The following is a 22,931-nucleotide window of genomic DNA, read 5'->3' on the forward strand; positions in this document are numbered from 1 at the left end:
CGGGTTCAGGGATACGGTGTGACAGGCGGAATGCCGACGAAGAGTGCGCCCGATGCGTCGTAATTGCCTTCGCCGAGGAAGGCGTGTTGCGTGACGACGATCGAATCGCGTATCAAACGCTGCATCCGGTTCTCGCGATAGATGGCGCCGATGCCCGCCATCTTGTACGCCTGCATCACGATATCGGCGCAGGTGTGGGCCGCATGCGTAGCAGATAGACGCAATAGATTGGCTTCTGCAGGCAACACCGGGTCACCAGCGAGCACGGTGCGCCAGGATGCTTCCGCGGACTCGAAGAAGAATGCCCGCGCGCTGCGCAGTTGCGCTTCTGCCTTCGCGAGCCCCGAACGATAGTAGGCGCGATCGGCGAGACGCGGTGCACCCGTCGTGGTCTTTGTCACGCCGGACATCCCCGCCAGCAGGTCGAGCGCAGCTCGAGCCAGCCCGATATTGACTGCCGCATGCACCTGTGCCTGATAGGCGATGGCGGGATACCGATATAACGGTTCATCGATCAACGGCGTACCGCCGCGCACGAAGGTCCATTGCTCGTCGACGAATTTGTCTTTCAGACGCAGATCGTGGCTGCCCGTGCCCTGCATGCCGACCACGTTCCAATTCTCGACGATCTCGACTTCGCTCGCCGGAAAGACCGCAGTGAACGGCTTGCCGGCGTTCTTGTCGTCCGCGCCGGCTGGTGCGCCGCCGATTCCGACGCCGATCCAGTCCGCCCCCTTGCAGCCGCTGGCGAAGCGCCACTGTCCCGACACACGGAACCCGCCGGGCGCACGTTCGGCCTTCTGCAGCGGATACAAGCCTCCCGCGAAGACCTGATCGGGACCGGTCGCATAAATTTGGGCCTGCGTTTGAACCGGCAGTGAGGCAAGGTACGTGCTGGCGGAGCCGAACGCCGCGACCCAGGCGGTCGATCCGTCCGCGATCGCGATACGTTCGAGCATCTCAAGAAAACGCGCGGGCGGCAGCGGGTCGCCGCCGAAACGTTTAGGGGTGCTTGCGCGAAAAATGCCGGCTCGCTTCATCTTGCCGACCATATCGCGCGGCACGTGAGACAGGACATCGAACTCGTCGCGGCGGCGCTCGATCTCTTCGATGAGCACATCAAGCGGCAGAGGTCCGGCGTACTCGGGATAGTCGTCTTGTGAGTCGACGATGGCTTCGCTTTGAACGGCGTGCATAAGTTATACCTCTCGATCAGAGTTTGTCGATATCATTCGGGTTGCCGACGTCCATCGGCGCGCATTGCTTTGGGAAACGTCTCACGTGCCAGCAACGTTGCGACGACGGTGGTCAGCCCCAATACGCCCAGATAGATGGCGACCGGCATCGCGCTGTGATAGTGGGCGAGCAGCATGGTGGCGATCATTGGCGAAAGGCCACCACCAAGTACGGAAGAAACTTCCCGGCCAATGCCGAGTCCAGAGAAACGCAGGTGGACTGGCAACATCTCGCTGATGAATGCGGGCTGCGCGCCTTGAAGAATGCCAAGCGTGATGCTGTTGGTAAGGACGAGCGCCGCAACCACCTTCCAGTACTCGCCTGAGCCGAGCAGTGCGAAGTACGGCCATCCAACGAGCACGATGGCGATCGCGCCGGCGAGATAGACCGGCTTGCGACCAACCTTGTCGGTCGCCCAGCCAAAGAAAAGTGAAACGGGTATCGACAGCAGCATCGAAATGCACAGACCGCTCAGAATCCAGCTCGACTTGATGCCGAGAAACTGCCCGTAGGCAATTGAAAATGCGAAGAAGAGGTAGGACGCCGCACCCTCGCCGAAACGTAGGCCGAACACGGTGAGCACTTCGCGCGGACATTGGCGCACCACTTCGATGACAGGCATCCGGCTTCCGTGGCGCGTCGCCTTAGCTTCGGCGAATGCGGCGCTTTCGCCGACGGAGCGGCGCATCCACAAGCCAAGGAGAACGAGTGCGGCGCTAGCAAGAAACGGTAGGCGCCATCCCCAGCTCTGGAAGTCGCCCGCTGGCAAGTTCTGCACGAGAAGGAACGCAGCAGTGGACAGAACGAACCCGAGTGCCGCGCCACACGGGCTCCATGCCGAGAGTGCGCCGCGCTTCGATTGCGGCGCGTTCTCGTGGATCAACAAGATACTCCCGCTCCATTCGCCGCCGGCCGCGAGCCCCTGAAGAGTCCGCAAAAGAACCAGCATTACCGGGGCGGCAATACCGACCTGCTGATACGTTGGCAAAACGCCCATTAAAACAGTGGCGGTGCCCATCGTGAGTAGCGTAAGCATCATTACAACCTTGCGGCCGTGCCGGTCGCCGATATGGCCGCATAGCACTCCCCCTATGGGTCGCGCGATGAAGCCAACCGTGAAGCCACCGAATGCAGCGATGGTGCCCGTCAATGGGTCAGTGCCAACCGGAAAGAACAGCTTGCCGAAAACAAGTGCGGCCGCGGTGCCGTACAAGAAGAAGTCATACCACTCAAGGATTTGACCGAGCACTGCTGTGGTGACGGCACGGCGAACGTTGCTTGCAGGACGGGCGGATCGGGTTCCAACGAGCGTACCCAGATCAGGATTCAGAGCGTCAGGGTTCATAGTGAAGGGAAACATGAGGTGATAGTTCCCGCTTCCCTGAGGCTTAAGAAGCGGCGCGGGTCGTACCGATGCGATGGGCCCAAGATATGAGCCCGGACAGGGCTCGGTCAAATTCGGGACAAAAATACCCCCTATGAATCTGATGCATAAGGTTTCAGTGTCATAGGTACTAACCCGTGATTCGTCGTGGATTTCATTGCGCTTTTCGCCCATTATGGTTTTTCGCTTCTTGGCCGTAAGGCACGAGCGGACACGCAGTGCGCGGCGCATCATTTGTCGTACTGCCTCAAATACCCACGTGTGAGACTTGCCTTCGTGACTTCTCACGGCCGTTCGCGGTTGCCGGCCGGCACACGCATAAGCCGCGGCGACCCTGTGCGGCATTGTCGAGACCGCTTCAACCGGCCTTGAACCTAGCGCTGCTAAAACCGAGCGGCGTTATTGAGCGCAGCCCTTGCGGCTGAAGGGTTGGGAAGAGGTTGCTGGCGCGTTTATGGCCCTGTTTGCGCTCCAGAGCGGCTCTATCTTGGATGACGACTCGCTTTCGCGAAAGAGCCGCGGCTGAACGAAAGGCTTCATGTTCGGATACCACGCTTGCGCGGCTTGCCGACGCACCTCCGCCATTGCCCTAACCGTTCTCCGATTCGCCAATGGCAGCTTCAAGCGCGCTGTTGGGGTTGCGCTCGGAAGCGGCTGCGCATGGTTGCCGAGCGCGATCGGGCTGAACGCCGCGACTGTTCGGCAGTTGACCGAGCAACGGCGGAAGCTACAGCATGAGAGGAGTGGGTGCGCGCGCGCTTAGTCGCGATGCAGCGTATCGATGACCAATTCGCGGAACCAACGGATCCCTTCGTCATTGTCGAAGTTGCGATGCCAATGGACGGTGGATTCGATGTCAGGAATTTCAGCGGGCATTGGATAGATCATGAAGTGGCCGGTTTCATTGAACATTTGGGCGGCTCCACGGTGAAGCGTCACCATCCAGTTCGTGCGCTGTAAAATCTGCGGAACGACCGTGAAATGCGGTACGCGCAATGCAATCCGCCGATGTAGACCTTGACTGCGCAAGACCTCGTCGATCGCCAGATGGCTACTGTCACTCGTCGTCACGGTGACATGTAAGAACTCCAGAAATTTTTGTCTCGATAGCGTTCGAACTGGCAACCCAGGGCGCTTGCGCGTCATGCAGACGAACTGATCGCGGAACAGCAGCGCGTGGTTCGTGACCGGCATCAGCGACGGAAGATTGCCTATGGCGAGATCGATCTGGCCAAGTCGCATTTTTTCCTCCACGTCGCGCACCGGTATCTGCTCGGTCGACAGACGGATGTGAGGTGCTACGCGCTGAAGTCTTTCGCAGATAGGCGGCAGAAAGACATGTTCACCGATATCAGACATCGACAAGCGGAACTCACGCGTCGTCGTCGCAGGATCGAATTGTTCACTCTCACGCAGTGCTTCGCGAATCGAGGCAATGGCACTGCCAAGGGGCACCGCCAGTCTCTCCGCAGTAGGAGTCGGGAGCATGCCGTCCGGCGTGCGGACGAACAGCGGATCATCGAACAACGACCGCAGGCGCCCCAGCGAATAGCTGATCGTTGGCTGTGACAACTCGAGCCTTTGCCCAGCACGCGTGAGACTGCGCTCTTCGAGGATCGCCTGGAAGACGCGTAGCAAGTTCAAATCGACCTGATGGAAATTGACCATGTCGATGTGGGGTAAAAAATTGATTGATTTGACCGATATGCTATCGGATTCTAGAGTGGGATCCAACATTGAAAGAGGTCCCAAGCTCATGGAATTGACAGAAACAGTCGTCGAACAGCGCGCAGAGCAGCCGAGGCTCTTTTCATCACGCACGTTGCCGGCCTTGCTTGCAGCGCGCGCGGCGCGAAGCGGTAATCAACCTCTCTTCTCTGATGGGTCGACCGTATGGAGCGGTGCCGATGCCCTCGAGATCGCATCGCGCCGCGCCGGTTCACTGGCCGCTCATGGCGTGAAGCGGGGTGATCACGTCGCGCTGCTCTGCGGGAACCGGACCGAGTTCATGGAGATGGTCCTTGGCTGCGGATGGCTTGGAGCTGTCGTTGTTCCGATCAACACGGCCTCGCGCGGCCCGCAGCTCGAACATATTCTTCGTAACAGCGGCGCGCGCTTGCTCGTCGCCGAAGCGCATCTCGTCGATGTTGTTCACGCGCTTTCAGCGAACGACCTTCCGTTGCAGCGCATCTGGATCATCGACGAACCTACGGCAGACTCTCATTCCCCTGCGTACGAGACGATCGCACTTCCGCCGGCGGCGGAGCCTATCGCAGCTGGCGAAATCGGAGACGGAGATCCGTTCGCGGTGCTTTATACGTCTGGCACGTCGGGTTTATCCAAAGGCGTGATCTGCCCACACGCCCAGTTCTACTGGTGGGGACGTAACACCGGGGGCGGTCTTGGCGTGGTCCCAGGCGACGTGCTGTACACCTGCTTGCCACTCTTCCATACCAACGCGCTCAACAGCTTCTTTCAGGCGTTGGTGAACGATGCACATCTCGTTGTTGGCCGGCGTTTCTCGGCGAGCGGCTTCTTCGATGCGCTAGTGAACACTCAGGCGACCGTTACCTACGTTCTCGGTGCAATGGTGCCAATCTTGTTAGGGCGGCCGGCAACGGCCAACGAGCGACGCCATAAAGTGCGCGTCGCGCTTGCGCCGGGCGTGCCGGGGCATTTTCAGAAAGAGTTCACGGACCGCTGCGGCATCGCATTGATCGACGGCTACGGCTCGACGGAAACCAACTCCGTGATGGGCGGCGACGTCAGCGCTCACCGCCCCGGATACATGGGCAAGCTGAATCGGGGCTTCGATGCGCGGGTCGTAGATGAACATGACCAACCGGTGGCGGACGGCGAGCCTGGCGAACTGATCCTGCGTGCCGATGAGCCGTTTTCCTTCGCGAGCGGCTACCTGGGCATGGCGGGCGAGACGGTCAAAGCCTGGCGCAATCTATGGTTCCACTCGGGCGACCGTGTGATTAGGGAATCCGATGGCTATTACCGATTCGTTGATCGACAGAAGGACGCCATCCGCCGGCGCGGCGAAAACATCTCTTCGTACGAGGTCGAACAGGTGTTGCTGAGCCACCCTTCGGTCGAGACCGCCGCGGTCTTCGCCGTCAAGTCGACGCTCGCCGAAGACGAAGTGATGGCCGTAATCGGTCTGCGCGATGGCGAGGCGTTAGAACCGCTCGATCTAGTCCGCTATTGCGAACCGCGACTGCCTTACTTCGCAGTACCTCGTTATCTCGACTTCGAACAAGAACTGCCGAAGACGGAGAACGGCAAGATCCAGAAGTTCAAATTGCGCGAGACCGGCGTCACGGCGACAACATGGGATCTCGAAACTTCCGGATATCGGCTCAAACGGCGATGAAGTGACTGCGCACTGTTCCCGGAGGCCTTTGAGAAGCTCCGGAACGGGACGACCTGGGCAACGCATGCCAAGCGAAAAGGCAACATCGAGTACATCCGACGGATGTACACATGGAGACTCTGATGACCAGCACGCGAACGTTTCCTGCAGCAATCACGCCGCCCCAGGAGGCAACTCAGCCTCTGGCCGCCCTTGTCGATGAACGTTCCCTGAGGCGCATCGTATTCGCGTCCGTCGCGGGCAACGCGCTGGAATGGTACGACTTCTTCCTGTACAGCACTGCGGCTGCGCTCGTATTCGGTGATCTGTTCTTCCCGAAAGGAGGCGACCCGCTTATCGGTACGCTCGCGGCATTCGCGGGCTTTGCCGTCGGCTTTGCCGCGCGTCCATTCGGTGGCGCCATCTTTGGCCACATCGGCGATCGCTATGGCCGCAAGAGCGCGCTGGTGTGGACATTGTCGATGATGGGCGGCGCGACGTTCCTGATTGGCTTTCTGCCGACTTACTCGCAAGTCGGACTGTGGGCGCCAGCGTTGCTGATGCTTCTGCGCATTGTGCAAGGCATCGCGGCCGGTGGCGAATGGGGCGGGGCCGTACTGATGATCAGTGAATCGGCACCGCCGGGAAAGCGCGGCTTCTACGCATCGATGAGCCAGATCGGCGTCGGCGGCGGCTTTGTGCTGTCTGCTAGTGTGTTTTTCCTTGTCCAGATGCTGCCCAAAGAAGCGTTCCTGACGTGGGGCTGGCGCATTCCTTTCCTGCTTTCTATCGCCATCTTCGGCGTAGGCGTCTACATTCGGTCGAGACTGCCTGAGAGCACAGAGTTCGCCAAGGCTGAGGCTGCTGGAAGAAAGGCGCGCATGCCGGTTCTCGACGTGATTCGCAGATTCCCGAAGGAAATCCTGATGGCTATGGGGCTGCGTGTTGCGGAGAACGGCACGTCGTACATTGTCATCGCCTTTTCTCTCGTGTACGGCAAATTCATTGGCGTGCCCAATCAGATCATGCTCGCCGGTGTGATCGTGTCGATGGCTGTCGAACTGGTCACGCTGATACTGTGGGGCCGGCTGTCCGACCGCATAGGACGCAAGCCCGTGTACATGATGGGTGCGGTGGGCGTCGTCATTATCGCGCTTCCGTTTTTCTGGCTTCTCGATACTAAGATTCCGGCACTCATTTGGCTCGCCTTTTTGCTGGGCAATGCGGTCTGCCACGGCGCCATGCTCGGCACTCAACCTGCATTGATGGGCGAATTATTCAGCACGGAGGTCCGTTACTCGGGCATGGCCCTCGGACACGAGGTCTCCGCGGTCTTTGCGGGTGGCTTGTCACCGATGCTGGCGACGGCACTGCTCGCTCACTATCACGCAGCATGGCCGGTAGCCCTGCTCATGGCTGCACTCGGCATGATCACCGTGATCTCACTGCTCTTCACACACGAGACGGTTGCCCGTCGCGAGCGTTGATCGTCGCGCTCAAGGAAATCAAAGATGACACTCGATACACGCGACGAAGCTCTGCTGACAGCCGGTGTGGAAGTGCCGTACCGCAGACAGGCGACGCCGGAGTCCACAGGCGACCTGCTGGCCCGAGCGTTCGCCGCCGCTCTCGACGAATCGGGGTTCTCGGCAAAAGACGTCGATGGGCTCGGCGTAGCGTCTTTCACGCTGGCTCCCGACCATGCCATCGATCTAGCCTGGCGGCTCGGCCTCAGTCCGCGCTGGTGCATGGACGATTGTCACGGTGGAGCAAGCGCCATCAATATGCTGCAACACGCGATACGCGCAATCCAGCATGGCGATGCGAACGTCATTGCGCTCGTGTCCGGCGATCGGTTCGAACCGGCTGACTTCAAAAACCTGGTCGATCACTACAACGTGACGACGCGCAACTGGTTGCGGCCGCTGGAGTTGGGCGGACCCAACGGACTGTTCGCGATGCTCACGCAGCGTCACGCGAAGCATCACAACCTGACCCGCCGCGACTACGGAGCGCTTTGCGTCGCGCAACGCGCCTGGGCGGGACTGAATCCGAGTGCAGTTTATAGAACGCCGCTGACAATCGACGAATATTTAGTAGCCCCAATTATTGCTGATCCGTTGGGCCGATTCGATTGTGTCCCCGTGGTCAGCGGCGCGAACGCCGTGATCATCGCCCGCGCCGATCTCGTGCGTCGCGCCCGAAACGTTCGTGTGCGCGCGCTGCAATGCCGTTACAACAGCGACCATCAAACAGGGGACGGCACTCAGACCGCATTGGCTTCGGTCGCCGGCGATTTGTGGCGGCAGGCGAGTGTCACGCCGGACGACATCGACATGGTCTCGGTCTACGACGATTACCCCGTGATGGCGATTGCACAACTGGCCGATCTCGGCTTCGCGCCCGACGGCGATCTGCGCGCGGTGATCGCGCGCATCGAATCGCGCGATCTGCCGGTGAATACATCCGGTGGTCAGCTGTCCGCGGGGCAAGCAGGCGCCGCAGGCGGCATGCATGGTCTCGTGGAGGCGCTGACACAGTTGCGCGGGCGCGCGGGCGAGAGGCAGGTGCCGAATGCCCGCCTAGCGGTCGTGAGTGGCTATGGAATGGTCGAGTATCGCTATGGCATGTGTGCGAATGCCGTGGTGCTCGAAGCAGTCGAGCGAGGTGTGCAATGACACTCAAAGTATTCCAGTGCGAACAGTGCGGTTCAACCGTGTTTCCTGCGCGCTATCTCTGCTTCGAATGCGGTGGCGCCAAGTGGCGCGAGCGAGTGGCCGAACGCGGCAGTGTCGACGAAATGACAACCGTGCGCCGTCGCGTCGGCGCACAAGAGGGCGGGGACGTGCTCATTGCGAGCGTGACTACGGATGCAGGCCCGATCGTCATCGCGCGACTCGAGCGCGTCGTGCGCGCTGGTGACGCCGTCAGCCTTGCAATCGACGAACAGAACCGCGTTTTTGCCCTGCCGGTTGCCTGACCGACGAGGCAATCGTTCGTGGAACGATGCGGGCGCATCGCGGTAGGCGTCAGGATTCACGCAGCTTCGAGAAGTGCACGGAAAGGCAAATTCAATCGAGCAGGAGAAGAGAGTGACATCTCAATTGGCTTCAACCTCGCGCGACCGGCAACTGTTGCGCCATTACATCAACGGTGAGTTCGTAGCGACCGGCACGACCTTTCCGAACCTGAGTCCGGTCGACGGTCGCAAGCTAGCCGATGTTTGCGAAGCAGACGCCGCGCTGGTCGATAGCGCCGTACGTGCGGCTCACGCGGCTCAGAAGGCTGGCTGGCGCGACGCCACGCCTGCCCAACGGGCAGTGTGGCTGCATAAGATCGCAGACGGCATCGAAGCCCGCTTCGATGAGTTCGTGGCCGCCGAAGTTGCCGATACCGGCCGGCCCGTCGCGCAGGCTCGCACCCTCGACATCGCACGCGGCATTGCCAATTTCCGGACCTTTGCGGATCTCATGCGCACGGCAGGCGGTGATTACTTCGAGACGCACGCGGCGGACGGCAGTGAGTTGATCAACTATGTAACGCGCAAGCCACTCGGCGTGATCGGCATCATATCGCCGTGGAATCTACCTCTTTTGTTGTTCACCTGGAAGGTGGCGCCGGCGCTAGCGATGGGCAACTGCGTGGTTGCGAAGCCTTCCGAGGAGACGCCAAGCTCTGCAACGTTGCTCGCCGAGGTCATGCACGATGTTGGCCTGCCGCCCGGCGTCTTCAATCTCATTCATGGGCACGGTCAGAACGCGGCTGGCGAATTCCTGACGCGTCATCGCGATATCAGTGCAATTACCTTCACAGGCGAGTCGCGCACCGGCAGCGCGATCATGAAGGCCGTTGCGGACGGCGTGAAGGAAGTGTCGTTCGAGCTGGGCGGCAAGAACGCGGCCGTCGTATTCGCGGACGCGGACTTCGATGCGGCGGTCGCGGGTGTTCTCAAATCCAGCTTCACGAATGCGGGCCAGGTTTGCCTCTGTAGCGAGCGGGTGTATGTGGAGCGGCCAATCTTCGAGCGCTTCGTCGCGGCGCTCAAGGACCAGGCGGAAGCACTGCGCGTCGGCGCGCCGGACGATCCTGCCACGACGATGGGACCGCTCATTTCGCGCGGCCATCGCGACAAGGTGCTCTCGTATTTCCGCCTTGCCGTCGAAGAAGGAGCGACTGTCGTGACCGGCGGCGCTGCACCGAGTTTCGGCGACGCGCGGGACGAAGGTGCCTTCGTGATGCCGACTATCTGGACGGGCTTGCCCGATTCCGCGCGATGCGTACGAGAAGAGGTGTTCGGACCGGTCTGCCACATCGCGCCGTTCGATAGCGAAGACGAGGTTGTGAAGCGCGTCAATGACAGCGCGTATGGCCTTGCCGCAAGCATCTGGACGACACAGCTTGCGCGCGGACATCGGGTCGCAAAGCAGATCGAGACCGGGATCGTATGGGTCAATGCCTGGTTCGTGCGTGACCTGCGCACGCCCTTCGGCGGCGCCAAGCTGTCGGGGCTGGGACGGGAGGGCGGCCGCCATTCGCTCGACTTTTATTCCGAATTGACGAATGTCTGCGTGAGGATTGCATGAATCAGACCATTCAGGGGCGCGTAGTGCCGGGCAAGGCGACGCCGCGGGGGCGCTTTCCGCACATCACGCGAGCCGGTGATTTCCTGTTCGTATCGGGTACCAGTTCTCGACGTCCGGACAACACGATCGATGGTGCATTCGCTGATGAATTTGGCACTGCCGCGCTCGATATCCGTCGACAGACGCGCGCGGTGATCGAAAACATGCGCGACATACTGAAGAGCGAGGGCGCGGACCTTTCGAATCTTGTCGAGATATCTGCGTACCTCGTGAACATGAGCGATTTTGGTGGCTACAACGAAGCGTATGCGGAATATTTCGACGAGACGGGTCCAGCCCGAACGACTGTCGCCGTTCACCAGTTGCCGCATCCACATCTGCTTGTCGAGATGAAGGCCGTCGCCTATCTGCCGGTACGTTGAAAAGCAAGCCGCACTTGGACATATCGATTCCTTTGAGTGAGACAAGCATGCTGAGTTACGGAAAGCCGTTCAATTTCGAACGTTGGATCGACGAACACGCGCACCTTCTGAAGCCGCCGGTGGGCAACCAGCAGGTATGGCAAGACAGTGACTTCATCGTCACGGTGGTGGGCGGACCGAACTATCGAACCGACTACCACGACGATCCGCTCGAAGAGTTCTTCTATCAGCTGCGCGGCAACGCATACCTCAATTTGTGGATCGACGGCAAGCGCGAGCGCATCGAACTGAACGAGGGCGATGTGTTCTTGTTACCGCCGCACGTACGCCATTCGCCGCAGCGACCGGAGTCGGGTAGCGCGTGCCTTGTGATAGAGCGCCAACGCCCCGAAGGCACATTGGACGGGTTCGAGTGGTATTGCGATGCATGTGGAGAGCGCGTTCATCGCGTCGAGTTGCAACTCAAGAACATTGTCAACGACCTGCCGCCGCTCTTCGACGCCTTTTACGCATCGGAAGACAAGCGTCGCTGTCCACGTTGTGGCGTCGTTCATCCGGGCAAGCAAGGCCGAACCGATTAACCGAACCTGCCGAAAGCGAATCAACATGACAGTTCGAATTGACATGCATTCCCACTTTTTTCCGCGAATTTCGCAGAACGAAGCACGGGCGCTCGACCCACAACATGCGCCATGGCTCAGGATCGAGGCCGACGGGGAAACCGGGATGATCATGACAGGCGAGCGTGACTTCCGACCCGTCTATCGCGCTTTGTGGGACCCCGCCACGCGGATCGCCGAAATGGACAGGTGCGGCGTAGACATTCAGCTCATGTGCGCGACACCCGTGATGTTCGGGTATCGATACGACGCCGTAGCGGCGCATGAATGGGCCATGCGTATGAACGATCGCGCCCTGGAGTTTTGCTCGCACGCGCCGCAGCGCCTGATGCCGCTGGCTCAAGTGCCGCTGCAGGATGTGGAACTCGCATGCCGCGAAGCTACGCGCGCACACCGTGCCGGTCATCGGGGCGTGCAGATCGGCAATCACCTCGGCCCGCGCGATCTCGACGACGAGCACCTAGTGACGTTCCTCATGCATTGCGCTAACGACGATATACCGGTGCTGGTGCACCCATGGGACATGATGACGGACGGGCGCATGAATAAGTGGATGTTGCCATGGCTCGTCGCCATGCCGGCTGAAACTCAGTTAAGCATAGTGTCGCTGATTCTCTCGGGCGCGTTCGAACGCATCCCCAAAACGCTCAAGCTTTGCTTCGCCCACGGCGGCGGCAGTTTCGCGTTCTTGTTGGGGCGCGTGCAGAACGCGTGGGAGCAACGAGACATCGTTCGAGAGAATTGCCCGAATCCACCAGCTTCATACGTCGATCGCTTCCATGTCGATAGTGCGGTCTTCAGCGATGGCGCGCTGCGCTTACTCGTCGAGACGATGGGCGAAGACCGTGTGTTGCTCGGCTCCGACTATCCGTTTCCGCTCGGCGAGAAGCTGGTTGGCGACCTGGTAACGAATCACCCGCAGCTAAGCGACACAGCGAAGGAGAAGATTCTCGGCGTCAATTCCCAACGTTTTTTTAACCTGACGCGTCCGTCCGGTTCAGGAGGTTGCAATGCAAGTTGAAGGCTGCGTAGCATTCGTGACAGGCGCCGACCGTGGGCTCGGTGCGGGACTGGTCGAAGCGTTGTTGAAGCGAGGCGCACGCAAGGTTTATGCGGGCGTCAAGGAGTTGGGAGGCGTCGCTGACGGCGATCCGCGCGTCGTACCGGTTGAAATAGACATCACGAACATCGGACAGGTGGCGAGGGCGGCGTCGAACGCCAGAGACACCACGCTACTCGTTAACAACGCAGGACTGAACCGAACCCAGCCGGTACTAGAGGCCAATGACGCAGAAGCGGCGCGCGCCGAGATGGAAGTGAACTACTTCGGGACCTTGAACATGATGCGCGCGTTTTCGCCCGCGCTCAAATCGGACGGCGGCGCCATCATCAATATTCTCTCGATACTCGCGCGCGTCGCCCTGCCGTCGATGGCGTCGCTAAGTGCATCGAAGGCTGCGGCCCTTCGAATGACGGAAGGCGCGCGAGCCGAACTCGCGCCGCATCGCGTCCGGGTTGTTTCTGTCCTTCCCGGACCGATCGACACGGAAATGAGCCGGAACGTCCCGCCCCCGAAAATCCCGGTCGGAGAAGCAGTCGACGCCGTGCTTGCAGCATTGGAAGGCGACGCGGACGAAGTCTATATGGGCACGATGGCACAGGAAATCGCTCGTGGATTGGCCGCGGATCGTCAGGCCCTGCACGCGCGCCTTTTGACGCTCTGAGGACTCTCCGGAGCCGCAATCACGTTGCATCGAGTAACGAACGAGGAAGATCATGAACGGTGAATACATTGACATTGACGCTGGAAACGGCCAAACCTTCTATGCATATCTCGCGCGGCCGCGGCAAGGTTCGGGACCGGGCTTGATCCTGTTGCAGGAAATCTTTGGCATCAACGCCTACATGATGGATATGGCCGATCGATTTGCCGAAGAAGGCTACGTCGTGCTCGTGCCTGATCTGTTCTGGCGCATGAAGCCTGGCGTCAATCTCGGCTACACCGGCGAGGACTTCGCCACGGCGCTGCGATATAACAACGAGTTCGATGTCGATCTCGCGATGAGGGACATCTCGTCGACGATCAAGAGCCTCCGTTCGCTCGAGCAACACGTTGGAAAAGTCGGCGCGGTGGGCTATTGTCTGGGCGGCAAACTCGCGATGCTGGCTGCCGCACGCACCGATGTCGACTGCGCCGTGAGTTACTACGGTGTGGGACTCGATGCGTATCTGGATGACGCGTCGTCGATCCGATGCCCGATGGTTTTCCATTTCGCCGGGGAAGACGCACTTTGTCCCGAGGCAACACGCGAGACGATCCAGTCGGCACTCTCTAAAGTACCTGGAGTCGAACAGTACGTGTATTCAGGGTGTGACCACGCTTTTGCGACTCCGCAACGTGAACACTTCGACAAGCCGGCCGCGATGATGGCTTATTCGCGCACTATCGCGCTGTTGCGCAAAGTGCTCGGACCCATCTACGACCTGAATTCTCTCTGGGAACTGCACTGCTACCACGAGTTCGATTCGCGCGATGTCGATGCGATCTTGCCAACCATGGTGGCCGCTCCGTATGTCAATCACGTGCCGACCATGACGGGCGGAGTAGGCTACAAGGATCTGAAACGGTTCTACAAGTATCACTTCGTTCACGCCAATCCGGCGGACACGCATTTCATTCCAGTCTCGCGCACCATCGGCGCGGACCGCATCGTCGATGAGTTCATTTTCTGCGCCACTCACGATCGCGAAATTGACTGGATGCTTCCCGGGCTCGCGCCCACTGGAAAGTACATCGAGATTCCGATGCTCGCCGTGATCTGCTTCCGAGGGGACAAGCTCTATAACGAGCACATCTACTGGGATCAGGCGTCGGTCCTGGTACAGATTGGCGTTCTCGATCCCACAGGGCTGCCGGTCGCCGGAATCCAGACCGCCAAGAAAATGATCGATGAGACCCTGCCAAGCAACGCGCTGATGAGGAACTGGGAGTCGAGCGCAGGGAAGCCGATCTGAGGGATAAACCAGTAGACCGTACGTTACGGCAATAGCGGAACTGTCACGGCTCAATTCAACAGCAACGAGTCATGCTCCAGTGCGGAGTACCAACCAAAAAAGGCGTCGTCATGAGGCTAAAGTTAGGTATGCTTGTCGTGTCGTTATGTGCGTCTGCGACTGCGTTAGCTCAGAGCTCGGTAACCTTGTACGGGATCATCTCGAACGGGCTCGGTTACTTGAGCAATCAGGGGGGGCACACCAACTGGACGATGATCAGCGGCGCCAACCAGAACAATCGAGTTGGATTCAAGATAGGCGAGGATCTGGGCGGCGGCTTATCCGCGGTTGGAACGCTCGAGAACGGCTTCGATAGTAACAGCGGCAAGCTTGGGCAAGGCGGGCGAATGTTCGGCCGGCAGGCGTTTGTCGGATTGTCGAGTTCGACTTACGGGACGCTCACTGTCGGTCGACAGTACGACATGCTATGGGACTACCTTGACCGTATTGAACCACAGGCGATGGGCCCGGGCCTTGGTGTCAGCGTAGGTAGCAACGACAACATCGAAGGCAATTTTCGGTACAGCAACTCGGTCAAATATGCGAGCCCGGTATGGGGCGGATTTGGGTTTGAGGCGCTATATGCGTTCAGCAACAAGGCAGGCAGTTTCCAGCAGAACCGCGCATTCAGCGCTGGGCTCAATTACGCCCTGACCAGTCAGCGATATTCGCTCGTCTATTTAGAAATAGACCACCCCGGAACCGCGAATCCGAGCGGTGCGGTATCGGACGATTATGCTGGTGCGCCCTTTCAACTGTTCCATACCAGTCCTCTCAGCAACTCGGTCGGCGTACGTAAACAGCGCGTAGCCGCCGGTGGGGCAGAGTATAACTTCGAGAAGTTGAGCCTGGGAGGCATCGTCTCTGATGTCCGGTACAACTATCTCGACAACACAAGTTTGCATCTCGACAATCTGAGCGTGGTCGGTCAGTACAGAGTGACGCCGGCCTTCTTCTTGTCGGCTGCATATCTCTATACCCGCGGCGCTTACGGGGGCGTATCGTCGAACCCGCACTGGAACCAGGGGCAGCTGAGTGTAGAGTACTTCCTTTCCAAGAGAACGGATGTATTTGCGTTCGCCAACTATATTCGTGCGTCAGGATCGAACGCACCAGCTGTTCTGTTCTTGTCCTCTCCATCGAGTACGAAAGAACAAGTGGCCGTAGTGGCCGGGATTCGTCACAAGTTCTGAAAGGCCGGATGCGGTCTGACGCCGACCCGCCGTTTCACTAACGAGTTGCACGCGTTGGACGTAGCACTAACTAATAACGTGATGTTGGAAAGACGAAGGCTTCGGATATCGGTATGAGCACCATTCTAGAAAGAATTGTCCAACTCAAGACTCAGGAGGTCAGGCTGGCTCGCGAGCGCATGCCGCTTCCCGAACTAAAGAAGATCGCGACGACCGGAGATGTCAGAGATTTTGCCGGTGCGTTGCGCGCGAAGAGTAGCGCGGGCCTGCCCGGCGTCATAGCCGAGGTGAAAAAGGCCAGCCCGGCGCAAGGCGTTCTGCGGCTGGACTTCGAGCCTGCCAGCATCGCACGCTCATACGAGCGGGCGGGTGCGGCATGCCTTTCGGTACTGACGGATCGGGATTTCTTCGGCGGAAGCGCATCAGATCTTCGTGCCGCACGTTCGGCCACATGCCTTCCGGTGCTTAGGAAGGACTTTATCGTCGACGCGTACCAGATTTGGGAGGCGCGTGCTATGGGAGCCGACTGCATCCTCCTTATCGCAGCGCTGCTCGATGTTCACGCGATAAAGGGACTCGAAAGCGTTGCGTCTGACCTTGGGATGGCGGTGATCGTCGAAGTGCACAACGCCGCGGAGGCGGAAAGGGCGCTTGCGCTGAAGACACCTCTCATCGGTGTGAACAACCGCGATCTCAAAACGTTCGAGACGTCCGTCGCGACAACCATTGCACTTCGGCACCTGATACCCGAGGACAGAACCGTCATTTCGGAGTCCGGCATTCGATCCCGAGACGATGTGAAGATGCTTCGTTCGATCGGGGTCAACAACTTTCTCGTTGGCGAAGCACTGATTCGAGCCGAGGATCCCGGCGCGGCGCTTGAGAGCATGTTCTTTTAGGTCGTGTCCCCGTCGCTGGAATGACGTTCGTTGTCGACTTTGGAGAGATTAAAAAGCTTATGGACACTCAACAGGCTGCGGCCGCGCTGCGCGATGCAGCAATGACACGTAAGTGTATCGCGCCACTGCGTGAGACCTATGAACATATGAGCATCGAGGATGCTTACGCGATCCAACGTATCAATACTGATCATCATCTTGCCAACGGTCGCCGCCTGGTAGGGTGCAAGATTGGCTTGACCTCGCTGACTGTGCAGAAGCAACTCGGGGTCGATCAGCCCGACTTTGGCATGTTGTTCGACAACATGGGCTATGGCGACGGAGAACCCATTCCCGTCTCGATTCTCCACCAACCGAGGATCGAGGCCGAGATCGCTTTCGTCATGGGCCGAGATATCGAAGTGCCGAATCCGGGCCACGTCGACGTTCTGAATGCGGTCGAGTACGCATTGCCAGCACTCGAAATCGTGGGTAGTCGCATCGCCGACTGGAATATCCGCATCACCGATACGATCGCTGACAACGCATCGTCGGGCGCGTACGTGCTAGGCAGCGCGCCGCGCAAGCTATCGAGTTTCGACTTGCGTCTTTGCGGGATGTCGATGGAACGGCAGGGAAGTCTAGTATCCGTAGGTGCCGGAGCGGCATGCCTGGGAAACCCGCTCAATGCGGTTGTTTGGCTAGCACGAACGATGACTGCGCGTGGCACGCCCTTGAAGGCGGGCGACCTGGTTCTATCAGGCGCATTAGGGCCTATGGTCGGCGTCAACCCCGGCGACGCCTTCGAGGCACGGATAAGCGGTCTTGGTTCCGTGCGCGCACTTTTCGATCACGACGTGAGTAAGGCACATCAATGATCAATGTTTTGGAATATGCAATGCTGCTCGATGAGGCGGCAGTGAATGCGACAGAAGTTTCGCAGTTCGATCCTGCAGGGCGTCTGTCGCTTGATACGGCGTATGCCATTCAGGCCGCGTCCATTCAACGGCGCATCGAACGAGGCCAGCGGCGCGTAGGTGTGAAGATGGGCTTCACCAGCCGCGCCAAGATGGCTCAGATGGGCTTGTCGGATGTGATCTGGGGGCGTTTGACGGCTGACATGCAAGTTGAGGAGGGCACGGCAATCGATTTCTCGCGCTTTGTGCATCCGCGCGTTGAACCGGAGATCGCTTTCATCTTGAAGCGACCGCTTGAAGGCGACGTGACTGCCCCACAAGCGTTGGCCGCAGTCGAAGCTATCGCTCCCGCGCTTGAGATCATCGACTCGCGATACAAGGACTTCAAGTTCTCACTGCCAGAAGTGATAGCGGACAACGCGTCGTCTAGCGGCTTCGTAATCGGTGCCTGGCGTGACCCGCACATCGATTTTTCTAACCTTGGTCTAACCCTGAACATCGATGGGCGCGTCGTTCAAGTCGGATCAACGGCTGCATTGCTTGGTCATCCGCTCCGTTCACTGGTAGCCGCGGCGCGTGTTTCCGCTCGAGCGGGGGAGCCGCTGCAAGCAGGGTGGATTGTGATGGCCGGCGGCGCGACTCCGGCTGAATGGATCAGGCCCGGACAACATGTTTCGGTCGACATGGAACAACTGGGAAGCGCGAGTTTCAACGTCAAAGACTGAAGCAACGCCCTGTGTTGCTTTTGCGACCAGTCACATTTGGAGTCACACATGAACGACAAGGTAAAAGTCGCCATTATTGGGCCTGGCAACATCGGAACCGATCTAATGATAAAGGTGATGCGTAATAGCAGACACCTGCAGATGGCTGCGATGGTCGGCGTCGACCCGAGGTCTGAAGGATTGGCTCGTGCGGCACGTATGGATGTAGCGACGACCGCAGAAGGCATCGACGGTCTCTTGAAACTCGATGTGTTCAAGGAAATCGATATCGTATTCGATGCGACGTCAGCAGGGGCGCACAGACGCCACAATGACGTATTGCAGGCTCATGGCATCCAGGTGATTGACCTGACTCCTGCCGCGATCGGCCCGTATGTAATTCCCGCGATCAATCTCGAAGACGAGAACGCGACAAATATGAATATGGTCACATGCGGCGGTCAGGCCACGATTCCTATCGTCGCTGCGGTCTCGCGTGTTGTCAAGGTCCACTATGCAGAGATCGTTGCATCCATCTCCAGCCGATCGGCAGGGCCAGGCACGCGCGCAAATATCGACGAATTCACAGAAACGACACGCGCTGCGATCGAAGCGTTGGGAGGTGCGGCACGCGGTAAAGCCATCATCGTGCTGAATCCGGCAGAGCCGCCGTTGATGATGCGTGACACCGTCTTCGTCTTGTCCGAACAAGCCGATAAGGCAGTCATTGAGGCAAGCATCACTGAGATGGTGCGCAAGGTACAGATGTACGTTCCAGGATACCGCCTTAAGCAGGCGGTGCAGTTCGACGAAATTCCTCCGGACACGCCGCTCAACGTACCGGGGCTTGGATTGAAGCACGGTCTCAAGACATCGGTGTTTCTCGAGGTGGAAGGCGCAGCGCATTATTTGCCTTCGTATGCAGGCAATCTCGACATTATGACGTCGGCTGCACTCGCCTGTGGTGACATGATGGCAGAGCGCCGGATCGCCGCTGGCATCGCGCGCGGATACAAGGAGACGACGCAATGACTTCTGTTAGCAAAACACTCTACATTTCCGACGTTACCCTGCGCGATGGCAGCCACGCAATCCGTCATCAATACAGCATTGCGCAAGTGAAGTCGATCGCTGCGGCGCTCGACGATGCCGGGGTTGACAGCATTGAGGTCGCCCACGGTGACGGTATCGAAGGATCGAGTTTCAACTATGGATTCGGCGCCCACAGCGACGTCGAGTGGATTGCCGCCGCTGCCGAAAGCGTCAATACTGCGAAAATCGCCACGCTGCTGATACCAGGCATCGGCACCACTCACGATCTGCGCCATGCCTTCGATGCAGGTGCGCGGGTGGTACGCGTCGCGACGCATTGCACCGAAGCCGACGTATCGCGCCAGCACCTCGAGTTTGCTCGCGAACTTGGGATGGACGCGGTCGGCTTTCTCATGATGAGCCATATCACTACGCCCGAAAAGCTTGCCGAGCAGGCCAAGCTGATGGAAAGTTTCGGCGCGACGTGCGTGTACGTCGTCGATTCTGGCGGTGCGCTGGGCATGAACGATGTCAGAGATCGATTTCGCGCATTCAAGGATGTGCTAAGCGCCAGTACGCAAACTGGGATGCATGCGCATCACAATCTAAGTCTCGGTGTCGCGAATTCGCTGGTTGCCGTGGAGGAGGGCTGTGATCGCATCGATGCGAGTTTGGCCGGCATGGGCGCCGGCGCAGGCAACGCGCCACTAGAAGTTTTCATTGCAGCGGCCGAGCGACAGGGCTGGAATCACGGCTGCGATCTATACCGGCTCATGGACGCTGCTGATGATCTCGTCCGTCCGCTGCAGGATCGGCCGGTACGTGTCGATCGCGAAACGCTTGCGCTCGGCTATGCCGGCGTCTATTCCAGCTTCTTGCGTCATGCCGAACTCGCGGCCGACAAGTACGGCCTGAAGACCGTCGATATTCTGGTCGAACTGGGCAGACGGAAAATGGTGGGCGGTCAAGAAGACATGATCGTCGATGTCGCACTGGATCTGCTCAAGAACAGGTCATGGCAACCAGTGCGTCAAGCGTTGTCCGCAAACGAAGCAGCGTGACTGTCGTGGCGGCGTCTCTGCCGCCAATGACGTTCACCACCTCTTCACAGCGCGGCATTGATCTACCACCCCCTTTGCGTTGCGTCATCATGCACAGTCTATTGGCTTCTCATCAGCATCAGCCGCTCGTGTATCAACTTCGAATAGGCGATGTCAAAGTCACTGTGATCGCTGAATCAGTGGCACCCCTGTTGCGATGGCAGGAGATCTATCCTGACGCAACGGAGCAATCCATGTCGGCATCCCGCGCGTCTTCTGATCGCAAGTTGTACGACGTGCGCAGCGGGCGGCTAGTCATCGCCATACAGGCTTTCCTGATAGAAAGCGAGAGTATAAGGCTGATGGTGGATACGTGTGTCGGGGACTGCAAGGAAAGAGCGCGGCCCGAGTTCAATCACGCAAGGTTCGGCTGGCTGGATCGGCTCGAGGCCGATGGCGTCGGCGTCGACGATATTGATCTGGTGCTGGCCACTCATTTGCACGTTGACCACGTAGGGTGCAACACGTACTACGAAGACGGCAGGTGGCGGCCTACCTTCCCGAAGGCGCGGTACCTTTTCGTTAAAGAAGAGTTCGATTTCTGGACGAGTGAATCGGCCGAGTCGCCACTCGAACGCACGGGAGACTACATCGGAGACAGCATTCTGCCGTTGTTTGAGGCGGGGCAAGCCGATATCATCGGTCATCGACATGTCATCAATTCGTCAATTCACTTGATTCCACTCCCGGGGCACACGCCAGGTCACGTCGGAGTTTGCATCGAAAGCGAAGGACGGCGGGCAGTCATCTCTGGCGATCTGTTCCACACCCCTTTTCAATGCGAACAACCGGACTGGAATACCAGATTCTGTGTCAATCCTGAGCAGTCTCGGCAATCAAGACGCGCGTTCTTCGAAACCCACGCCGACACTGAAACCATAATAATTCCCGCGCACTTTCCCTACCCATGTGCTGGTTCCATCCATCGCATGGGTAATGGTGCGTACGAGTTTCGATTCATCAGCGTTGACAAGGTTCTGGATATTCTCTAGCAGTAAAAGGTTTCCAAGACTCTAAATTCCGATAAGTGACGTCAAACGCCGCGCCCGTTACAAGCAGCTAATCCCAATTCAACCAGTTGTATCGCGACAGGCCCTGCACCCGGCCGACAAACTGCGGCAGCGGTACTGAGCCGAAAAGGAGCGCCTTCGGGTTCAGAAATTTGTTAGCAACCTTTCGTCAAAGCAACCCTTTCGTCGATTGACATAAAGGAATTTATCGATTTTCCTTAGTTATCCTTATAAGACGACTCGTCACTCGCGATGGCGGGCAAGATAAGCAGCCTGCTTAGTCGACAGGCTTTGCCGGATATTGAGAGCCAGCCCCATCTTCTGACGATCTGCCGGCGCCAGCGTCCTAGAAAGAAGCATCTGGCCCGTCGACGGTTCGAAGGCGATTAGATACTGATCGAAGAGCTTGTCGATAGTGGCAGCGAGCAGGAGACCGTTGTTTCCGTCAAGCCGCTTCACGTGAGTGCTGTCTTTCCACGCGACGGCATGACTGGCTAGCGGCAGTCTCGAGCCCGGATTAAACAGGAATGGCGCTCATGCCGATAGCAGGCATATGTCCGCGCGTTACATTGACATATGGAAACATATGCATACAATGGAGGGAACGTCAAGGAGGTAACTATGCGTACCGTTTCCATCTTCAAAAACAACGCCAATCAAGCGGTTCGTATCCCAAAGGATATGCAGTACGAGGGCGTGACCGAGCTAGAGATTCACCGCGAAGGCGACACGATAATCCTGCGCCCCGCACGCCCTAACTGGACGTCGTTTGCACAAGAGCCGTTGGCGGATGCAGATTTCCTCGCCGAGCGCCCCGCCGTGATCGGCTCTGGCCGGTTTGACTTGAGCGGTTCCGAAGAGGGCTCACCGGAGGCGGGGAAGTGACGCAGTTGTACATGCTCGACACGGATATCTGTTTGTTCATCATGCGCGAGCGCCCCACGGCGCTGTTGGAGCGTCTGCAAGCATGTGTTGACGCTCAGGAGCGCATCGTTATATCGGCCATTACATATGCCGAAATGCGGTTCGGTTCTATTGGCAAGAAAGCGTCGCCAAAGCCTGCAGGGATGGTATCTGGTTTCGTCGCAAGGCTTGATGGCGTGTTGCCGTGGGATTCTGCTGCGGTCGATGCGACGACAAGAATACGGGTTGAGCTTGCAAAGCTCGGCACACCGATAGGCGATAACGACTCCGCAATCGCGGGACACGCTATCAGCGCCGGTGCAATCGTCGTTACCAACAACGTGCGCGAATTTATGCGCGTACGCGATCTTCGCTATGAAAGTTGGACGCGTTGAGCGGACTCGACTCACACTGGAAAAGACCAGATGATTTTGAAGCAGGGGGTCTCAGCGACCAGATGGCGACGGCTCTGGATCGTGCTGACTGTGATTTGTGCCGCCGATGCAGTGGACATATTCGCGATCGCGCCAATCTGAA

General features: G+C 58.7%; 23 protein-coding genes and 1 pseudogene. 20 read left to right on the forward strand and 4 right to left on the reverse strand.

From position 1 onward, the window contains the following. Window positions 1-5 precede the first annotated feature (5 nt). The 3 genes from AWB72_RS25575 to AWB72_RS25585 all read right to left on the reverse strand — a co-directional run bounded on the left by AWB72_RS25575 (window position 6) and on the right by AWB72_RS25585 (window position 4,288). Entirely contained in the window at window positions 6-1,196 is a 1,191-nt protein-coding gene (locus AWB72_RS25575) for an acyl-CoA dehydrogenase family protein (protein WP_087128870.1), read from the reverse strand. Window positions 1,197-1,228: 32 nt separating this feature from the next. Beyond that, the gene (locus AWB72_RS25580) at window positions 1,229-2,581 is read right to left on the reverse strand and encodes an MFS transporter (RefSeq protein ID WP_374728923.1); all 1,353 of its coding nucleotides are present in this window, start codon (window positions 2,579-2,581) and stop codon (window positions 1,229-1,231) included. 798 nt (window positions 2,582-3,379) lie between these two features. Beyond that, on the reverse strand, window positions 3,380-4,288 hold the full coding sequence (locus AWB72_RS25585) for a LysR family transcriptional regulator (RefSeq protein ID WP_087128872.1): 909 nt from the start codon (window positions 4,286-4,288) through the stop codon (window positions 3,380-3,382). Window positions 4,289-4,376: 88 nt separating this feature from the next. Here AWB72_RS25585 and AWB72_RS25590 point away from each other — a divergent pair, with 88 nt between their 5' ends. The 18 genes and pseudogenes from AWB72_RS25590 (at window position 4,377) to AWB72_RS25670 (ending at window position 21,473) form a co-directional block, all read left to right on the forward strand. Further along, window positions 4,377-5,999: an ATP-dependent acyl-CoA ligase gene (locus tag AWB72_RS25590; protein ID WP_087128938.1), complete on the forward strand. Its 1,623-nt coding sequence runs from the start codon at window positions 4,377-4,379 to the stop codon at window positions 5,997-5,999. Window positions 6,000-6,109: 110 nt separating this feature from the next. Then, window positions 6,110-7,465: an MFS transporter gene (locus tag AWB72_RS25595; protein ID WP_087128874.1), complete on the forward strand. Its 1,356-nt coding sequence runs from the start codon at window positions 6,110-6,112 to the stop codon at window positions 7,463-7,465. A 24-nt stretch (window positions 7,466-7,489) separates the two neighbouring features. Beyond that, window positions 7,490-8,656 (forward strand): thiolase family protein, encoded by a 1,167-nt coding sequence (locus tag AWB72_RS25600; protein WP_087128875.1) that lies wholly within the window; start codon window positions 7,490-7,492, stop codon window positions 8,654-8,656. Further along, a pseudogene (locus AWB72_RS29765) lies at window positions 8,653-8,733 on the forward strand (zinc ribbon domain-containing protein); the annotation flags it as partial. The gene AWB72_RS25600 and the pseudogene AWB72_RS29765, both read left to right, overlap by 4 nt. An 18-nt stretch (window positions 8,734-8,751) precedes the next feature. Beyond that, a complete protein-coding gene (locus AWB72_RS25605; protein ID WP_244285748.1) occupies window positions 8,752-8,958 on the forward strand; it encodes a hypothetical protein in 207 nt (68 codons plus the stop codon). Between the two features lie 112 nt (window positions 8,959-9,070). Further along, window positions 9,071-10,561, forward strand: a complete 1,491-nt coding sequence (locus AWB72_RS25610) for a 2-hydroxymuconic semialdehyde dehydrogenase (protein ID WP_087128878.1) — start codon at window positions 9,071-9,073, stop codon at window positions 10,559-10,561. After that, a complete protein-coding gene (locus AWB72_RS25615; protein WP_087128880.1) occupies window positions 10,558-10,983 on the forward strand; it encodes a RidA family protein in 426 nt (141 codons plus the stop codon). Before AWB72_RS25610 ends, AWB72_RS25615 begins: the two co-directional genes overlap by 4 nt. A gap of 47 nt (window positions 10,984-11,030) precedes the next feature. Continuing rightward, entirely contained in the window at window positions 11,031-11,564 is a 534-nt protein-coding gene (locus AWB72_RS25620) for a 3-hydroxyanthranilate 3,4-dioxygenase (RefSeq protein WP_087128882.1), read from the forward strand. A gap of 25 nt (window positions 11,565-11,589) precedes the next feature. Next, the gene (locus tag AWB72_RS25625) at window positions 11,590-12,624 is read left to right on the forward strand and encodes an amidohydrolase family protein (RefSeq protein ID WP_087128883.1); all 1,035 of its coding nucleotides are present in this window, start codon (window positions 11,590-11,592) and stop codon (window positions 12,622-12,624) included. Then, window positions 12,614-13,327, forward strand: coding sequence for an SDR family NAD(P)-dependent oxidoreductase (locus AWB72_RS25630; protein WP_087128885.1), 714 nt, complete (start codon window positions 12,614-12,616; stop codon window positions 13,325-13,327). The genes AWB72_RS25625 and AWB72_RS25630 overlap by 11 nt, the downstream gene beginning before the upstream one ends. 52 nt (window positions 13,328-13,379) lie before the next feature. Further along, complete coding sequence (locus AWB72_RS25635; protein ID WP_087128886.1) at window positions 13,380-14,618, forward strand: dienelactone hydrolase family protein; 1,239 nt, start codon at window positions 13,380-13,382, stop codon at window positions 14,616-14,618. Between the two features lie 128 nt (window positions 14,619-14,746). After that, the gene (locus AWB72_RS25640) at window positions 14,747-15,850 is read left to right on the forward strand and encodes a porin (protein WP_087128940.1); all 1,104 of its coding nucleotides are present in this window, start codon (window positions 14,747-14,749) and stop codon (window positions 15,848-15,850) included. Between the two features lie 113 nt (window positions 15,851-15,963). Next, entirely contained in the window at window positions 15,964-16,749 is a 786-nt protein-coding gene (gene trpC, locus AWB72_RS25645; RefSeq protein WP_087128888.1) for an indole-3-glycerol phosphate synthase TrpC, read from the forward strand. Between the two features lie 59 nt (window positions 16,750-16,808). Continuing rightward, the gene (gene mhpD / locus AWB72_RS25650; RefSeq protein ID WP_087128942.1) at window positions 16,809-17,606 is read left to right on the forward strand and encodes a 2-keto-4-pentenoate hydratase; all 798 of its coding nucleotides are present in this window, start codon (window positions 16,809-16,811) and stop codon (window positions 17,604-17,606) included. Next, window positions 17,603-18,370 carry a 2-keto-4-pentenoate hydratase gene (locus AWB72_RS25655; RefSeq protein ID WP_087128889.1) on the forward strand — a complete coding sequence of 256 codons (768 nt, stop codon included), beginning with the start codon at window positions 17,603-17,605 and terminating at the stop codon, window positions 18,368-18,370. Before mhpD ends, AWB72_RS25655 begins: the two co-directional genes overlap by 4 nt. 48 nt (window positions 18,371-18,418) lie before the next feature. Next, complete coding sequence (locus AWB72_RS25660) at window positions 18,419-19,381, forward strand: acetaldehyde dehydrogenase (acetylating) (RefSeq protein WP_087128891.1); 963 nt, start codon at window positions 18,419-18,421, stop codon at window positions 19,379-19,381. Continuing rightward, a complete protein-coding gene (dmpG, locus tag AWB72_RS25665) occupies window positions 19,378-20,442 on the forward strand; it encodes a 4-hydroxy-2-oxovalerate aldolase (RefSeq protein ID WP_087128892.1) in 1,065 nt (354 codons plus the stop codon). The genes AWB72_RS25660 and dmpG overlap by 4 nt, the downstream gene beginning before the upstream one ends. After that, a complete protein-coding gene (locus tag AWB72_RS25670; RefSeq protein WP_244285750.1) occupies window positions 20,397-21,473 on the forward strand; it encodes an MBL fold metallo-hydrolase in 1,077 nt (358 codons plus the stop codon). Before dmpG ends, AWB72_RS25670 begins: the two co-directional genes overlap by 46 nt. A gap of 261 nt (window positions 21,474-21,734) precedes the next feature. On the opposite strand, the gene AWB72_RS25675 is transcribed toward AWB72_RS25670, so the two are convergent. Beyond that, window positions 21,735-21,950 (reverse strand): HNH endonuclease signature motif containing protein, encoded by a 216-nt coding sequence (locus AWB72_RS25675; RefSeq protein WP_159459407.1) that lies wholly within the window; start codon window positions 21,948-21,950, stop codon window positions 21,735-21,737. 162 nt (window positions 21,951-22,112) lie between these two features. Here AWB72_RS25675 and vapB point away from each other — a divergent pair, with 162 nt between their 5' ends. Together vapB and AWB72_RS25685 are read left to right on the forward strand one after the other, a co-directional pair. Next, window positions 22,113-22,376, forward strand: a complete 264-nt coding sequence (gene vapB / locus AWB72_RS25680) for a type II toxin-antitoxin system VapB family antitoxin (RefSeq protein ID WP_087128943.1) — start codon at window positions 22,113-22,115, stop codon at window positions 22,374-22,376. Then, window positions 22,373-22,789, forward strand: a complete 417-nt coding sequence (locus AWB72_RS25685) for a type II toxin-antitoxin system VapC family toxin (protein ID WP_087128897.1) — start codon at window positions 22,373-22,375, stop codon at window positions 22,787-22,789. The genes vapB and AWB72_RS25685 overlap by 4 nt, the downstream gene beginning before the upstream one ends. Window positions 22,790-22,931 lie beyond the last annotated feature (142 nt).

The sequence above is a fragment of the Caballeronia concitans genome, from assembly GCF_001544615.1.
GTDB lineage: Bacteria > Pseudomonadota > Gammaproteobacteria > Burkholderiales > Burkholderiaceae > Caballeronia > Caballeronia concitans.

What these genes read in the sequence shown, in the direction of transcription:
- AWB72_RS25575 (WP_087128870.1), bottom strand. Translation starts at nt 1,196, where the DNA reads ATGCACGCCGTTCAAAGCGAAGCCATCGTCGACTCACAAGACGACTAT.
- AWB72_RS25580 (WP_374728923.1), bottom strand. Translation starts at nt 2,581, where the DNA reads ATGAACCCTGACGCTCTGAATCCTGATCTGGGTACGCTCGTTGGAACC.
- AWB72_RS25585 (WP_087128872.1), bottom strand. Translation starts at nt 4,288, where the DNA reads ATGGTCAATTTCCATCAGGTCGATTTGAACTTGCTACGCGTCTTCCAG.
- AWB72_RS25590 (WP_087128938.1), top strand. Translation starts at nt 4,377, where the DNA reads ATGGAATTGACAGAAACAGTCGTCGAACAGCGCGCAGAGCAGCCGAGG.
- AWB72_RS25595 (WP_087128874.1), top strand. Translation starts at nt 6,110, where the DNA reads ATGGAGACTCTGATGACCAGCACGCGAACGTTTCCTGCAGCAATCACG.
- AWB72_RS25600 (WP_087128875.1), top strand. Translation starts at nt 7,490, where the DNA reads ATGACACTCGATACACGCGACGAAGCTCTGCTGACAGCCGGTGTGGAA.
- AWB72_RS25615 (WP_087128880.1), top strand. Translation starts at nt 10,558, where the DNA reads ATGAATCAGACCATTCAGGGGCGCGTAGTGCCGGGCAAGGCGACGCCG.
- AWB72_RS25620 (WP_087128882.1), top strand. Translation starts at nt 11,031, where the DNA reads ATGCTGAGTTACGGAAAGCCGTTCAATTTCGAACGTTGGATCGACGAA.
- AWB72_RS25625 (WP_087128883.1), top strand. Translation starts at nt 11,590, where the DNA reads ATGACAGTTCGAATTGACATGCATTCCCACTTTTTTCCGCGAATTTCG.
- AWB72_RS25630 (WP_087128885.1), top strand. Translation starts at nt 12,614, where the DNA reads ATGCAAGTTGAAGGCTGCGTAGCATTCGTGACAGGCGCCGACCGTGGG.
- AWB72_RS25635 (WP_087128886.1), top strand. Translation starts at nt 13,380, where the DNA reads ATGAACGGTGAATACATTGACATTGACGCTGGAAACGGCCAAACCTTC.
- AWB72_RS25640 (WP_087128940.1), top strand. Translation starts at nt 14,747, where the DNA reads ATGCTTGTCGTGTCGTTATGTGCGTCTGCGACTGCGTTAGCTCAGAGC.
- trpC (WP_087128888.1), top strand. Translation starts at nt 15,964, where the DNA reads ATGAGCACCATTCTAGAAAGAATTGTCCAACTCAAGACTCAGGAGGTC.
- mhpD (WP_087128942.1), top strand. Translation starts at nt 16,809, where the DNA reads ATGGACACTCAACAGGCTGCGGCCGCGCTGCGCGATGCAGCAATGACA.
- AWB72_RS25655 (WP_087128889.1), top strand. Translation starts at nt 17,603, where the DNA reads ATGATCAATGTTTTGGAATATGCAATGCTGCTCGATGAGGCGGCAGTG.
- AWB72_RS25660 (WP_087128891.1), top strand. Translation starts at nt 18,419, where the DNA reads ATGAACGACAAGGTAAAAGTCGCCATTATTGGGCCTGGCAACATCGGA.
- dmpG (WP_087128892.1), top strand. Translation starts at nt 19,378, where the DNA reads ATGACTTCTGTTAGCAAAACACTCTACATTTCCGACGTTACCCTGCGC.
- AWB72_RS25670 (WP_244285750.1), top strand. Translation starts at nt 20,397, where the DNA reads ATGGCAACCAGTGCGTCAAGCGTTGTCCGCAAACGAAGCAGCGTGACT.
- vapB (WP_087128943.1), top strand. Translation starts at nt 22,113, where the DNA reads ATGCGTACCGTTTCCATCTTCAAAAACAACGCCAATCAAGCGGTTCGT.